Here is a 14699-nt window from a genome sequence, read left to right on the forward strand (position 1 = left end):
CCTTTCTATTTTTAACAGAATTTAACTTTTTATAAAAATTCCAAAAAGTTCGTTTCCTGCGCGTGGCGTAATGGAATTGTATGCTTTCTCAAATATTTTTACGTCAAAATACGGTTCAAAATAGCTGAGATATGCTGCTTTACTTCCACCGAAAGGGCGTTTTTCCAAATCTCCCGTAAGGGGAAAATCAAACCACAATCCGACTAATTTTCCATTCATATTTAACAATTCAGCAGCATGTTTTGCATATTGTTTGCGGGTTTCTGGTAAAGGTGGAAATGAACAAAAGAAGGTTTGCTCCATAATTAAATCGTATGTTTCTTGATGTGCAAAAAAGTCGGCACACACTAAGTTTTCTGCGGGAAAGGTTGGATTTCGTTGTTGGAATTCTTGCAGTGGAATTTCAGAAATATCTAAAATAAATACATTCGTAAAACCTTGTTGAATCAAATATTCGGCTTCGTACGCATTTCCTGCACCTGGAATTAAAATTTTGAGATTTTTATCTTCTAATTGATCAATATAGGTTTTTAAAGGTGTGGATGGCGAACCAATGTCCCAACCTGTGCGTTCGTCTTTGTAGCGCTGTGACCAATATTCTTTTGTATCGTCTGAATTCATTCGAGCAATTTTACTGTAAAGTTCTGAAAAGAATTTCATTTTAAAATATAGACTTCCCATTTTTTTACTACGAATTCACGAATGTTTTCTTTTAAAATTTACAAATAATAAAAACCCTAGCTTCTTTTGAAACAAGGGTTTTTTAATGTCTAATAAAAACTGTACGTTGTTTTAAAACGTGTTGTTTTAATTAATTGATAATCAAACTTTACTAATTACAAGCGTCAAATGCCGCTTCTAGTTCTTCGTCACTATTTATAGTTACTTGTGTTTCATCTTCGTATTCAATAGTCATTGGATATGTAATTGTGAAGAAGGTATCGTTCCCTAATCCATCTAAATAAGTAACAAACTCATCGTCGTCATTTACAGTCGTTACATTTCCTGCATCGTCAATTAACGTAAGTGGAAATACAATTTCAAAACAGTTTGTTCCACAATCGTCACATGGCTCAATGTCGTAACAGTCGTTGTATAAAGCGTCAAACTCGTCATCGTTATTTACGGTTACAATAGCGTTTCCAACAGTTACAGTAATTGGATATACAAATCCAACAGTATCTTCTACTGAAAACAGTTCTAGGTTGTCGTTCACTATTACTGTAGCGCCATCTGCTGTCACAACACTTAATGGAAAATTGAATTCAAAACAATCATTTCCAATAGAAATAATTTCTTCACCAATACAATCTTCAAGAAGTCCAATAAGTTCTAATTCATTTGCCACGGTTACTAAGTTTCCATCTGCAAGAACCACTGTAACAGGAAATGCTACTGTATAACCTGCGTTAAAAAAGTTTTGTGCTTCTGCTTCACTATTTACTGTAGCGGTTACGTTACCATTGGTTACTGTATACGGAAAATTTAATGTAAAACAGTTGTCAAGTGCATCACTATTTTCATTATTATTTTGAAAAATAACTTCTGTCGGATTTGTCGCCGTTGCAGTTCGTGCGTATGTTGTTAAACTTGTTTTTAAAGCTGCGTTTGTAGTGGCACTTTCATCTTCTGGGATTACATCTGTGTTGTCATTACTACAAGAAAAAGTAAAAACAGCAAGTGCAAGAATAAATGAGAATTTTAGAAAATTTTTCATAGATATTTAATTTTGATTTGTTTATTTTTGGGTTTACAAATTATAGACAACTGTATCTATTTACACCCTACCTTTGCCAAAATTAATTTTAAAAATATAACACATTTAATTGATTTACAAATACTTATGAGTTAATATTTTTTATCTACTTTTGAATCAACTAATTTTAAACACTAACAATTAGCATCTTGAAACCTAAAAAATCAGTCTGCGAAACTCAAAATTTCGATGCGCTTTTTAAGCAGCATTCCAAAACCTTGCGTAACTATATTTATTACAAATGTGGCGATGCAAGTTTGGCAGAAGATATGGTACAAGAAGCATATATTAAATTGTGGAATAATTGTAAAAAAATACCATTCGCGAATGCGTTATTCTTTTTAAAAAGAGTTGCCAACAATGCATTTTTAAATGTGGTAAAGCACAAAAAAATTGTATTGCAGCATGAACAAACCAAAAAATCGGAAGTTGATGTGCAAAGTCCTGAATTTTTATTGGAAGAAAAAGAATTTTTGCAAAAGTTAGAAAATGCCATTGCAAGTTTATCAGAGAAGCAGCGCGAAGTATTTTTGTTGAATCGAATTGATAAAAAAACGTACAATGAAATTGCCCTATTTCTCGATATTTCAAAAAAAGCAGTAGAAAAACGCATGCATAATGCATTGAAAGTATTGCGAAAAGAAATTGGCGATATTTAAAAAGGTAGGGTAAACAATTATTGAGTTGTCTGTAATATAAGTGAGAAGTCATGGATAGTGAAAAAAATAACGAAATTGATTTAGCAAAATGGCTTAGCGGAGAATTATCTTCAGCTGAAAAGCAAGCTTTTGAGCAAACGGAAGCTTATAAAAGCTACGCTAAAATCATCAACGCAACGGAAAAATTAACGGATCCTGCGTATGATGAAGCGGCTGTATTGGCTAAAATCAAAGAGAAAATTGCTGCAAAACCGAAAGTTAGAAAACTAAATTTTCGGTATGTATATGCAGCTGCAGCTTCGTTGGTTATTTTATTCGGATTGTACTTTTTCTTAAAAGATGCCACTATTACTTATCAAACCGATTTTGGAAAACAACTCGCTATCAATCTTCCTGATGGCTCTGAAATTAGGTTGAATTCTAAATCAACGATATATTACGATGAAGATAATTATACCAATGAACGAATACTTCATTTAGATGGAGAAGCGTATTTTAAAGTTACCAAAGGTTCGCCTTTTAAAGTGGTTACAAACGAAGGAATTGTTGCTGTTTTAGGAACCGAATTTAATGTAGATACAAATAATAATTTCTTTGAAGTACAATGTTTTTCTGGGAAAGTAAATGTGACAAATTCTGAAAATATTGCACATATTTTAACCAAAGGAAAAGCAGTACGAACGTATAAAAAAACAGTAACTGATTGGACTTTTAATCCCGTAGAAAAAACGTGGATGTCTGGCTTGAGTTCGTTTACCGAAACACCGCTTTCCGAAGTGATTGATGCACTAGAAAATCAATATGAAATCATTATAAAAAACAAAAAAAGTTTTACGCAAGAACGCTTTACAGGACGTTTTGTCAACAACAATCTTGACATTGCTTTGAAAACCGTTTTTGAAGCTATGGATATTGATTATGAACTGAATACAAACATTGTTACACTTTCAAAAAAGTAGATGAAACGAGCATATTTAGTGTATTTATTACTTGTATGCTTTCACGCGGTACATTCGCAGGCACAAACAACTTCTTACAACAAAACGCCGTTAAAAACTGTGTTGACAGACATTGAAAAACGCTTTGAAGTGAGCATTTCATACAATTCTAAAATTGTTAAAAGTCAAACCATTACACTGAAAAAATTGCCCAATACACTTTCGGAAACTTTAGATGCTATTTCACAGCAAACCAAGTTGGTTTTTCAAAAAATTACTGCAACAGCGTACATTCTAAAAAAACTGAAAACTGAAAAAAATATAGCACGCATCATCAATTTAGACGAAGTGTTGATTTCCGAATATTTAACGACAGGTTTTTCTAAAAATATTGATGGCGCTATTGAAGCCATTCCGAAAGATTTTCAAACGCTTCCTGGTTTTGTAGAACCTGATGTTTTGCAGAGTGTACAGCTAATTCCAGGCATTCAAAGTCCTGATGAAACTTCAACAGGATTGAACATTCGCGGTGGAACACCAGATCAAAATTTGATTCTTTGGGACGGAATTAAAATGTACCAATACGATCATTTTTTTGGAATGATTTCTTCCTTTAATCCGTATCTAATTGAAAACGTAAAGATTTATAAAAATGCAGCTTCCGCGAAGTATGGAAATCATATTTCGGGTGTTATTGACATTGAATCGCATTCTAAAATTCCGAAGAAAACTAATGTTGGGTTGGGCGCAAATATGATTTATGTAGATGCGTTTGTACAGCAACCAATCGGCGAAAAAGTAGCTGTCATTGCTTCTGTGCGACGTTCATATTCGGATGCTTTTGAAACCGTTACGTTTGATGAATTTTCTGAACAAATTTTTCAAAACACTAAAATTACAGATAATACAGGAACGTTTAGTGATGTACTTTCGCAAACGAATAACAGTTTTTATTTTATTGATTTTACGGCAAAAATTATTGCCAATATTTCCGAAAATAGTCAGTTGAGTATCAGTTCCATTGTTTCTAAAAATGAACTTGATTTTGTGTCGCAGTTTGACGAAATTAATCGACGTACGGATGATGATTTGTCAATTAATAATGCGGGAATTGGTATTTCATGGAAACAGACTTGGGATAAAAATTTGAAAACCGAAGTCAATTTAACAACTTCACAATATAATTTTGAGTATTTAGGCGAAGAATTATTGTCAAGTTTATTCGATTACGAAAACATTAAAGAAAATAGTGTTTCCGAAATTGGCGTACACGCGCAAGCAACCTATATTTTAAATAAAGTACATCGTTTTATTGGCGGTTATGAACTGATTACAAACGAGTTAGATTATACGATTGGACGACAATCGGATGTGATTTTTGATCCCGATTTTTTAGTGACTTCCGAAAATTCTAAAAATACCATTCACGCAATTTTTGGTGAACATCGCTGGAAACAGGACGATTGGACGATTTTTACAGGCATTCGCGGAAGTTATGCGACCGAACTTAGTGATTTCTTTTTTGAACCGAGAATTCACGTTTCCAAAAAGTTGAACGAACAGTTAAATGTTACATTTTCTGCGGAACGACAATATCAGTTTATCAGTCAGATTATTGAGTTTGAAACGCAGAGTTTCGGGTTGGAAAATCAAGTTTGGGTCGCAGCAGATGATACGTCAATTCCTGTATTGCGAAGCGAACAAGTGAGTTTGGGCGGAAATTTTCAACACGATTCTTGGAGCATTGATGCAGAAGTGTATTACAAAAAAATCAACAATTTAACGTCACTTACGCGCGGATTTAATATTGAATCTACCGGACTTTCTATTGGTTCAAGTACCATTACAGGTTTGGATGTTTTGGTAAAAAAGCGCTTCTATAATTTTACGAGTTTGGTGAGTTATGCTTTGACGCGAAACGAGTTTCTTTTTGACAATTTAAACAGTACAAATCCATTTGAAGGAAATTTTGATATCCGACATTATTTGTCGTTTGTACAATCAGCAAAATTTGGCAATTTGGAATTGTCGCTTGGTTGGCGTTACCGAACTTCGCGTCCGTATACCTTGGCTACAGGTTTGGAAGGTAACAATGCTAACAATATTACCATTCAGTATGGTGATAGAAATGCGGAACGTTTGAATCCATATCATCGTTTGGATTTCTCTGCGAAATATGAGCTCAAGCCTTTTAAGAATAAGGATTTAAAAGCTTCCTTTGGATTTTCTTTGTTGAATATTTACAATCAGAAGAACATTTTAAACAGAAACTACCGAGTTATTTTAAACACCCAAAATGCCGAATTTCAATTGCGTACGATTGATAAGATTTCACTTGGAAGAACACCGAATTTTATGGTTCGATTGGAGTTTTGAGTGATTGTTTAACTGAGCTCACTAAGATTTTATTCCTTTAAGCTATTCATACAGATTGTAAATATTCAACAAAAACAGTCGCTTTATTAAAGTATTATATTACCTATCTTTACACCATATTTTAAAAACTACATGAGTTCTCCGTTAGCAAAAGACAAAAAAAGTTTCTTTGATAAACTCTTAATCAAATTGCACCGAAATACTTCGCATAGCAATAGAATTGAGATATTGAGTACGCTTTTTATTAAGGAAATTCACGATTTAGCTGTTGATAAAGAAGCTACTATTCGTTTGTTAGATATTGGTTGTGGCGATATGACAATTACGAATATGTTGGCTGAGAAAGGAACGAATATTTCTTGTACAGGCGTTGATATTTATCCAAATACTAAAAATTGGGAAAACTATGCTGCCTTTGATGGAAAAACGCTTCCTTTTACTGATAAATCATACCATGTAGTTTTGTTTAGTGATGTGTTGCATCATGATGCAGAAAATTTGAATCGTTTGTTACAAGAAGCGAAACGTGTTGCTGATTTTATTATTATTAAAGATCATTTTGAATATGGTTTTTTCTCAAGATCGTTACTACAATTAGCTGATATTGTTGGGAATTACGGTTACGGAGTTTCAATTCCGAAACGCTATTTTTCAAAAGAACGATTTCAGGCCATTTTAGCGAAACAAGAACTTCAAGAAATTAAATCTATTTGTCCAATTTATCTATATAATCATCTTCCGTTAGTGAAGTATATTTTTAAAGGAAAGTATCAATTTGTGAGTGTGATTAAGGCTTGATATTTTCAATTTTTAACAAAAAACATCAAATCGAACTCAGATTAACTTGAATCCTACTTCTTTTAGCGTTTTTAAACTCTATTTATCTTTAGTATACCAAATTATGATTTTAGTAACGTTCATTTTTTCTTGATAAAAAACGAACCAAAAAATCAAGTCTGAGTATAGGAAATTGCTGCGCATCATTCACTACCTAAGCTACATGCTTGAAGCTACGCTTCGCAATTTCGCTTGCTAGTTCATTATTTCTTAACACAGACAATAAACTTCAAAGTAAATTAGGATAAATAGATTAAATATTTTTTATCAAATAACATTTACTTCTTTTGATTTGAAGTAATATTTTGCTTCAATCCTAAAATACTAAAGAAAAAACTAAAGAGAATGATTTGCAATCCTAGCATAATAGTGAATACGGCAGGAACAATAACACGTAATGTTTCCGCAGGTTTTAAATCGCTAAAACTTGTAGCTTTCCAATCTAAAAACCCTGAAATACTAAGATAGATTCCTAAGGCGAAAGTCAAGAAACCAACAATCAAGCCTTTTTCGAGCGTAAATATTTTAAAAAGTTTGCTATAGCGATCACTTTTGGGTAGCAATCCGTTTTCGACCGCAAATATTTTGGTTAAACCATAAAACATTAAAAATTGAAATCCAATGATAACAGCACTTGCAGTGTATAAAAGTGTGTGCACATCAAAGACGATTCCGTTGAAACTGATTGGTTCTATGATGAGTAACGTAGATAAAACCGTTCCGACAATAATTAATAGAAATGCGGGATATAAAAACAGCCATCTTGGACTGTATAAGAGTAAGAAACGTAAATGTCGCCAACCATCTCGCCAGGTGTTTAAGTGTGGCGGACGCGAACGTCCATCTGGATGTAATATGGTCGGAACTTCCGCAAATGTGAGTCCGTTGAGTTTGGATTTTACAATCATTTCTGAAGCGAATTCCATTCCCGTAGTGTTCAAGTTCATTTTATGAAATGCTTCTTTGGAAAATCCACGCAATCCACAATGAAAATCACCAATTTTGATATTGAAAAACAATCTTCCAATAAAGGATAATACTGGATTTCCTAGATATTTATGTAAAAACGGCATTGCTCCTTTTTTAACACCACCTTTGAAACGATTTCCCATGACCAAATCATGTCCTTCGCGTAATTTTTCCACAAATAATTCCAACTTAGAAAAGTCGTAACTATCATCAGCATCGCCCATAATAACATATTTTCCCTTTGCTGCTTTGATTCCGCCTTTGAGCGCATTTCCATATCCTTTTTCGGCTACAGGAACTACGCGTGCATTCAATTTTTCGGCAATGGCTTGTGAACCATCTGTACTTCCATTATCTGCAATAACAACTTCGCCATGTACGTCGTGTTTTTCAAAAAATGCTTGTGCTTTTTTGATACAGATTTCTAACGTCTCAGCTTCATTGAGACAAGGCATCACTATTGATAATTCAGGATTCATACCGTTTTTTGTTAAGCGAATTCAATAATACAAAAATAGTGAGGAATAATACCCAATCGTTGTAAAAAGTAAAACGAATTACTGCGTGCATTCCGATGGCAACTATGAGTACGTTTCCAATAAAAAGTAACGAAGTTAATCCAAGTATTTTGTATTCTTTTTGATCGCGTTTTAGCAAAGCAATCAAACTACATAAGGCAATTAAAAAGTATAATAGTACATATTTGATTCCGCCAAAACCATGAATCGCATTTTGAATGTACAAACGTTTCCATTTGGAAAAGTTATCCCAAATTAAAGGCATTGTCATTTTATTAGTCATTTTATTCAGTTCGATAAAACGTTCTGCTTTGGTGAGCGAATTACTCAATACTTCTTTCCCATTTTTAAAAATTGGTCCCATCGTTATATCTGCAAAATTGGCAATATAAAACTGAGTTGGCGATTGATAGACAGACAATTCTAAATTATTGATATTCATCTTTTTATCTATCAAGCTGTAGTGCGTCTTTTTAAAGAATTCTTTTTCTAAAGGAGATTCAAAAAGTGCTTCATCTTCAGTATCTGACACAAAAAAAGGAGCTGTAATCATGTTCATTCCCGTCCACGGAGTACTTACAAAATGACCGTGAATTATTTTGTGATACGTTTTATCAATCAGAGACGTAATCAGCGGAAGCGTTATAAATAATACAATGAGTACTGCATGTTTTTTGATTGATTTTTGCTGATAGCTGATCCAAAAAATCATCAATAATGCTAACGGAATAAGGTATACAAATTGATAGCGTGTAATGAGCAACAATGCTAAAATTGGTAGCGAATAGTAAAGTTCTTTGCTGTTTTTTGAAATGAAGAACGAAATGAATTTTGCTACTAGAATTAAGTATAAGGAATACGAAATGGATTCGGTAAGCATGTTATTCGCTATTCGTAAACCTATTAGGAACGGTAAAAGCAATACAAGCGCAAAACACACACTGAAAAACTCATTTAATATATGGCTTGATCGTAATTTACGAATGAAATAGTAGATGCTAAAACAACCCAATAGAATTTGAAATATGACAACTCCAAGTTGGTAATTATCCCCAAAAATACTTTGAATGAATTGTAAAAATAATGGATATCCTGGCGTACGAATGATGTGCATGTTTAGATATCCTGAAGAATCTGGAAATAGTTCGATAGGATTGCGAAGTACCACTACAAACGTAATCAGAAATAAAATTCCGATTGCAATGTTACTTTTTTGTTGCATCCACTTCACCATTTTCGTTTTGGTAAAAGTATCTATATTTTTTTAGATTGATCTATACAAAAATTAATAATTGTTTTTAAAAACGTCATTATGAGGAAGTATTGACAAAGCAATCTGATTAAAAAAGCACTATTTTGTGTTTAAAATATACAGATTGCCACGGATTTTTATTAAAATTCTCCTTTAGATTAGCATAGACGTAACATCGTTCTGTATTCCATTATTTTACATGTCCAATTCCAAATCCTAAATCTTCAATTTTGTACAAATGATTGTGGTCATGCATTAATAAATGTCTTAACATAATGTATGGCGTATAGGTTTTATATTCTGGATGAATTGCCAACTTATTCCAATCGTTTGCGTTGAATGTTTTTGCCAATTGAATCGTTTTTTGTCGAATTTTAAAAAAATCAGCAAGCGTCTTTTTTAAATCTAAGTTTATAAAGAAATTTTCATCAAAACTATCTCCTGATAATGGCTCAAAAACAGGTTTTTCTTTGTCTTTAAATTCTTCAAGTCTTTTTTGAAATCCGTATATATCGCCCACACCAATGTGAGTTGCATGTTCATGAATTGACCATTTTCCCTGTATGATTTTCTTTTTATATAATTCAGGATCAATTTCTGTAATGAGTTCCGTTAATAATCGAGGAGTTTCATGCAAAGCATTTAGTATGGTTTCAATTTTCTGATTCATTTCCAGTAAGTTATGCACTATTAGTCTTCTATTTTACAAATCCAAGTTCCGTTAGATTTTGATAGATTTTTTCACCTATTTTTTTTGCGCCTATTGGTGTGTTGTGGTAATAATCGTAAAAATCCATAATATTCCAGTCTTCTTCATTACTGAGATTGATTACATATTTTTTTCCTGCAACTTCTGTGATGGCATCGTTGAGTTTGCTGAGCAATTTGTAATATCCAACACCATTGTACGCATATTTTTCTTCTAAGTATTTCGTTGCTTCCGTTCCGTATACAACGCCGTTTCTAATTCTGTAAGTTAGTGTAGGTTGTGTGATAAATATTGGCGTTGCGTTGACACTTTTTGCGTATACAATGAGTTTTTTGACACGTGATTTGAAAGCTGTTAGATTTTTTTTATCATAGATTTCCAACAGTTTTTCATTCACAATTTCTTCTTGCGTATAAGGAGTTCTTGAAAAGTTGATTTTACGATGTCCGACTTCAAATTTAGTCGCTTTTTGTATGCCTTTTAGCTTTCGGTATGCATTGTACAATACCGATTTGTCTTTGATTTGACTTACGAATCCGCCGCTTTCCATTTGTTGAATGTCATCGTATTTAGCATCACTATTCACTCTGTAAAAGTCATTGATTCCAATGTAAAATAGAATAATTTCTGGTTGTAGTTTTTCAATTTTAGGAAACCAAATTTCGGTACTTTTTAGATGTCCATAGGTCGATTGCCCATCAACTCCTGCATTGGAAATGTACATTTCTTTTCCGTTGTCGCGATATGTTTTTTCTAAGATTTCTTGCCATGTTTGGGAATCGTCTAAATATCGCTGATCGGTTGTGCTTCCACCAACAGTGAGTATTTTTATTTTTTCGGGTTGATTGTAGGTCGAAATTCCACGAAGTCCAAATTTGTCTCTCGTATACGTAATACTTTGTTTTTTGGTAGCGTATAAATTACGTACATCAAATTCAAATTTGGCGTCTTTGATGATTCCTAAGTTACTAAGTTGATTGCTGCTACTAAACCATCCGCCGAAACAGAGTTCAATTAGTATAATTCCAATTAAGAGAATGGAACTATTTATGAGTATGAGTTTTAGTTTTTTTGGCATTGTGAGGACGAAAATACCAATTTATAATTTAAAAGTTACGTTTACCAATTCATCCAAGCTTTAAAATCGCTCGTTTTTTGTCTACTGACGATGAATTCTTGATCGCGTTCTTTGGAAACGGATAGTTTTACACGGTGATTGAAATACGGGTTTATTTTTTGAATGGCACTTTTAGCAACAATTTGTCCGCGATTTATTTTGTAAAATTGACCGTGATCAAACGAGTTGTATAACTGATCAATGGTTTCGTCAATTACATAGCGTTTGCTTTCGGTTATGCCAAATGTTACACTGTCTTCAGAATACACATATAATAAATCGGCAATTTTTATTTGCACAAATCCTGTGCCTTCTTTTACTAATAAACCGTTTCGTTTTTTAGCGTTTTTTTGTTCGGTTTGCGATTGTATACTGGTTAGTAATTGTTTTAAAACCGAATTTTCTATGTGTTGCGATTGATTGGATTTGTTGAATTTTTGAAGTGCTTTTTGTAAATCTTCTTCCTGAATAGGTTTTAGCAAGTAATCAACACTGTTTACTTTAAATGCCTGAATTGCATATTGATCAAACGCCGTTGTGAAGATGATTGGCGCTTCGACCTCAACTTTTTGAAAGATTTCAAAGCTTAAACCATCTGCCAATTGAATGTCCATAAAAACCAAATTGGGCATTTCGTTGGTTTGAAACCATTGTACAGCATCTTCTACCGTATCAATTGTGTCTAGTAAATTGTATTGAAAACCACATTTTTGCAGCATATTTTGCAACTGATTTGCTGCGCGAAATTCGTCTTCTATGATGAGTACATTCATAATTATGCTTTTATTTCAGAAGAGGTTAGTAATGGTATTGCTACTGTAAATTCCTTTCCGTTGTTTTCTATTTTTGGTCGTTTGTCTGAGATTAAACTGTGTCGTTTTTCAATGTTTTTTAAGCCTAATTTGGTCGATGGCAATTGTGTTGATTTTGATTGCATTTTGTTATGTACAACTAAGTAATCTCCTTGAACAGTTATATTGATCGTTAAGGGTTTTGAACGCGAAATGACATTGTGTTTGATGGCGTTTTCGAGTAATAATTGCAAACTCATGGGTACAATCATTTTGTCTAAAATAGTTTCTGGCAGTTGCCAATTGAGTTTTAAATTTGGGCCAAAACGTTCTTTTTGAATGTGAATGTACGCACGTGCAAATTTGAGTTCGTCACGAAGTGGAATTACGTTCGCATCGCCTGCATCTAAGATAAAACGGTATACATCTGAGAGTTTGTCTACAAATTTTTTAGCATCTTCTTTTGAGTTTTGATCAATAATATCGCGCAAGGTATTTAAACTGTTAAAGAAAAAATGTGGCTGTGCCTGATTGCGTAAAGCATCTAATTGTGCCAAAACCACGACTTGTTTTGCTTGTTCTTCTTCACGAATCGATTTTTTGAGTTGAAGATAGAAGTAAATTGCTTCATAAATTGCCATTACCATAATACTTATAATAATGATTGGTAATAGTACACGATAACGTTCTGAAAAATAATAGTTATAATCAAAAGCATATGCTAACAACATACCACCAATAAAATCTATTGATGTAACTGAAATAACGATCAGGATAAATAAAAATAATGCTCGTTTGCCAACTTCGTCTACACCTGGAAACTTCTTTCGTAAGAATATAAAATTGAATCGCATCACAAACCAATTAAAAACCGAGAAGAAAAATGAAATTCCCCAATTGACTACTGCTTCCCAAAATGAATATCGCACCAGTGATCTATTAAATAAATAATACGTCACAAAACTTAGGATAATTATCCAGATTACAACAAACCAAGCGTCGTTAAATCCTATATATTTTAAGCGTCTTTCTTTGTTGAAAAGCTTCATATTTTCTTAGTGTTTAATGAGTGGCATTCCTTGTTTCGCTTGGTAAAACGTATATGCAATCCAAGCAGCGTATAACAATCCAAAAATAACAACGGTAATAACTTGTTTTTTGGCTGAAGTTTTCCATTTTTTAGAAAGTACCCATGCGAATAACGGAATTATTTGAATGCCATGCAATCCAAAAAAGTGTGCAATTCGTAAATCGCCTGCAACTGTGCTCCAATTTACCAAAGGTAATCCTTCGCCGCCATCAGCTACACCAACATTGTGTGCTAGTTGACTAATCATTTGTCCGCCAACCCAACTTCCAATAATTACAACAAGCCAACCGATGAGAATTGCTATTTGAATTGGTTTTGCTACTGTTAGTTTTAATCGAGCCGAATCAAAAGCTAATAATACCATCATTAATACATTGATGGCAATTAAAATTCCCATAATTCCAAACAATATTCCATCAAACATAGAATCTTGGTTGTAATGTGAACGAACGCCTCTTGTTGCTTGATAGAAAATGATTCCTGTTTCTAATAATAGTGACCAAGAAACAATATTTCTTACTATGTTTTTCTTTTTTGTGGAATATGGATATTTGGTCACTAAAAAACCTAGTGTTAAAATATAGATTCCTCCAGAAATCCAGAATTTTAGAGGTTTTATCCAAACACTTACGCCTGCTAAAGTTCTTTCATCAATACATAATCCGCCAATACAAACTACTGCACCAACCAAATGTATTATGACAATGGTAAATAGTATTGGACTTTCTGTTTTTACGGTGCTGAAGATGTGTTTTATAAGTTTCATGCTTTTGAATTTTTAAGTTTGATCGTTTTTATACTCATAAAAACTAGAAATCCGACAGGACCAAATAAAAATGTTCCAAGTAGACAAGGCGCCAAGATTACAGGATGAATTTGCAAGCTTTTGTTTTGGTTTACGATCCACATGCCAACTAGTAAATCGAATGCTAAATAGTGAATCCAACCAGCTAAAACAGCGTTTTCAACGGTGAATAGTTGCATGACTGATTTTAAACTTCCGAAATCCATCATGCCGCCATCTATAATTGCTATTGTGATGTAAATGGCGTAGACAACCGATAAAATGATGGGAATAATTTTATGATCGATTAGAAATCGGGTCACTTTCCATTTGGGAAGAAAGATGAGCAATGCCCACATTGGTAAAGCGAGCATTCCGACAATTGAAAAGACTTGTGCTGGTGTCATACTTTGTAATTTTTAAAAGTTCGTTTTTTGATTGATGGTTCAAAAGTGCAACAGTTTGGAGAAAAATAATAGCGCTTTTTGTTGAATTGTCGTAATTGTGGATTGAAGTGTTGTTTCCTTAAAAATTAGGAGAAGAAAATCATTTTATATACTGTTTTACAAAAAAGAATACAACGTTAATTTAGCCTTAACAAACATCTAGTATGTTAAAAAATGAAGAAAAGTGTCTCGAATGCGGAAATCCGCAAAAATAAATGGATTTAATTGAATTATTTTGAAAATTTATCTGGCACTCACAATTTATCGCTACGATTCTTACATTTATAAAAGATATTAAGTACATTTAAAAATGTTAAAAATTTAACACTTCTATCTTTTTTGATAAAACACGATTGTCCAACAATTAGATACGCTTTTATATGGTCAAAAAATACTTTTATGTACTATTTTTAGTTTGCTTTTCGGTACAGCTATATAGTGCTTCATTGCTTCATTC

14 protein-coding genes are annotated in these 14699 nt (G+C 33.0%); 4 read left to right on the forward strand and 10 right to left on the reverse strand.

The features are described 5' to 3' along the window. Nucleotides 1-21 precede the first annotated feature (21 nt). Nucleotides 22-621, reverse strand: a complete 600-nt coding sequence (locus AB8B65_RS07150) for a methyltransferase domain-containing protein (RefSeq protein ID WP_405300189.1) — start codon at nt 619-621, stop codon at nt 22-24. Nucleotides 622-832: 211 nt separating this feature from the next. Then, nucleotides 833-1717 carry a hypothetical protein gene (locus AB8B65_RS07155; protein ID WP_405300190.1) on the reverse strand — a complete coding sequence of 295 codons (885 nt, stop codon included), beginning with the start codon at nt 1715-1717 and terminating at the stop codon, nt 833-835. A 188-nt stretch (nt 1718-1905) separates the two neighbouring features. Between AB8B65_RS07155 and AB8B65_RS07160 the strand changes: the two genes are divergently transcribed. The 4 genes from AB8B65_RS07160 to AB8B65_RS07175 all read left to right on the forward strand — a co-directional run bounded on the left by AB8B65_RS07160 (nt 1906) and on the right by AB8B65_RS07175 (nt 6527). Continuing rightward, a complete protein-coding gene (locus tag AB8B65_RS07160; RefSeq protein ID WP_405300191.1) occupies nt 1906-2415 on the forward strand; it encodes an RNA polymerase sigma factor in 510 nt (169 codons plus the stop codon). Between the two features lie 50 nt (nt 2416-2465). Beyond that, nucleotides 2466-3374 (forward strand): FecR family protein, encoded by a 909-nt coding sequence (locus tag AB8B65_RS07165; protein WP_405300192.1) that lies wholly within the window; start codon nt 2466-2468, stop codon nt 3372-3374. Then, on the forward strand, nt 3375-5729 hold the full coding sequence (locus tag AB8B65_RS07170; protein ID WP_405300193.1) for a TonB-dependent receptor plug domain-containing protein: 2355 nt from the start codon (nt 3375-3377) through the stop codon (nt 5727-5729). 132 nt (nt 5730-5861) lie between these two features. Then, nucleotides 5862-6527: a class I SAM-dependent methyltransferase gene (locus AB8B65_RS07175; RefSeq protein WP_405300194.1), complete on the forward strand. Its 666-nt coding sequence runs from the start codon at nt 5862-5864 to the stop codon at nt 6525-6527. 317 nt (nt 6528-6844) lie between these two features. On the opposite strand, the gene AB8B65_RS07180 is transcribed toward AB8B65_RS07175, so the two are convergent. From AB8B65_RS07180 to AB8B65_RS07215, 8 genes are all read right to left on the reverse strand, one after another. After that, nucleotides 6845-8014: a glycosyltransferase family 2 protein gene (locus tag AB8B65_RS07180; protein WP_405300195.1), complete on the reverse strand. Its 1170-nt coding sequence runs from the start codon at nt 8012-8014 to the stop codon at nt 6845-6847. Then, nucleotides 8004-9275: a hypothetical protein gene (locus tag AB8B65_RS07185; RefSeq protein WP_405300196.1), complete on the reverse strand. Its 1272-nt coding sequence runs from the start codon at nt 9273-9275 to the stop codon at nt 8004-8006. The genes AB8B65_RS07180 and AB8B65_RS07185 overlap by 11 nt, the downstream gene beginning before the upstream one ends. A 220-nt stretch (nt 9276-9495) precedes the next feature. Next, entirely contained in the window at nt 9496-9975 is a 480-nt protein-coding gene (locus tag AB8B65_RS07190; RefSeq protein WP_405300197.1) for a DinB family protein, read from the reverse strand. Between the two features lie 28 nt (nt 9976-10003). Next, entirely contained in the window at nt 10004-11092 is a 1089-nt protein-coding gene (locus tag AB8B65_RS07195) for an SGNH/GDSL hydrolase family protein (RefSeq protein ID WP_405300198.1), read from the reverse strand. A gap of 41 nt (nt 11093-11133) precedes the next feature. Next, nucleotides 11134-11904 carry a LytR/AlgR family response regulator transcription factor gene (locus AB8B65_RS07200; RefSeq protein WP_405300200.1) on the reverse strand — a complete coding sequence of 257 codons (771 nt, stop codon included), beginning with the start codon at nt 11902-11904 and terminating at the stop codon, nt 11134-11136. Nucleotides 11905-11906: 2 nt separating this feature from the next. Next, nucleotides 11907-12971, reverse strand: coding sequence for a sensor histidine kinase (locus AB8B65_RS07205; RefSeq protein WP_405300201.1), 1065 nt, complete (start codon nt 12969-12971; stop codon nt 11907-11909). 6 nt (nt 12972-12977) lie between these two features. Further along, complete coding sequence (locus AB8B65_RS07210) at nt 12978-13778, reverse strand: hypothetical protein (RefSeq protein WP_405300202.1); 801 nt, start codon at nt 13776-13778, stop codon at nt 12978-12980. After that, entirely contained in the window at nt 13775-14203 is a 429-nt protein-coding gene (locus AB8B65_RS07215; RefSeq protein WP_405300203.1) for an ABA4-like family protein, read from the reverse strand. Before AB8B65_RS07215 ends, AB8B65_RS07210 begins: the two co-directional genes overlap by 4 nt. Nucleotides 14204-14699 lie beyond the last annotated feature (496 nt).

The organism is Kordia sp., from assembly GCF_045105435.1.
Classification (GTDB): domain Bacteria; phylum Bacteroidota; class Bacteroidia; order Flavobacteriales; family Flavobacteriaceae; genus Kordia.

Bases quoted from the DNA above. Each gene is read 5' to 3' on its own strand.
- AB8B65_RS07200 (WP_405300200.1), bottom strand. From the start codon at position 11,904: ATGAATGTACTCATCATAGAAGACGAATTTCGCGCAGCAAATCAGTTG.
- AB8B65_RS07195 (WP_405300198.1), bottom strand. From the start codon at position 11,092: ATGCCAAAAAAACTAAAACTCATACTCATAAATAGTTCCATTCTCTTA.
- AB8B65_RS07155 (WP_405300190.1), bottom strand. From the start codon at position 1,717: ATGAAAAATTTTCTAAAATTCTCATTTATTCTTGCACTTGCTGTTTTT.
- AB8B65_RS07165 (WP_405300192.1), top strand. From the start codon at position 2,466: ATGGATAGTGAAAAAAATAACGAAATTGATTTAGCAAAATGGCTTAGC.
- AB8B65_RS07205 (WP_405300201.1), bottom strand. From the start codon at position 12,971: ATGAAGCTTTTCAACAAAGAAAGACGCTTAAAATATATAGGATTTAAC.
- AB8B65_RS07170 (WP_405300193.1), top strand. From the start codon at position 3,375: ATGAAACGAGCATATTTAGTGTATTTATTACTTGTATGCTTTCACGCG.
- AB8B65_RS07215 (WP_405300203.1), bottom strand. From the start codon at position 14,203: ATGACACCAGCACAAGTCTTTTCAATTGTCGGAATGCTCGCTTTACCA.
- AB8B65_RS07150 (WP_405300189.1), bottom strand. From the start codon at position 621: ATGAATTCAGACGATACAAAAGAATATTGGTCACAGCGCTACAAAGAC.
- AB8B65_RS07180 (WP_405300195.1), bottom strand. From the start codon at position 8,014: ATGAATCCTGAATTATCAATAGTGATGCCTTGTCTCAATGAAGCTGAG.
- AB8B65_RS07175 (WP_405300194.1), top strand. From the start codon at position 5,862: ATGAGTTCTCCGTTAGCAAAAGACAAAAAAAGTTTCTTTGATAAACTC.
- AB8B65_RS07210 (WP_405300202.1), bottom strand. From the start codon at position 13,778: ATGAAACTTATAAAACACATCTTCAGCACCGTAAAAACAGAAAGTCCA.
- AB8B65_RS07185 (WP_405300196.1), bottom strand. From the start codon at position 9,275: ATGCAACAAAAAAGTAACATTGCAATCGGAATTTTATTTCTGATTACG.
- AB8B65_RS07190 (WP_405300197.1), bottom strand. From the start codon at position 9,975: ATGAATCAGAAAATTGAAACCATACTAAATGCTTTGCATGAAACTCCT.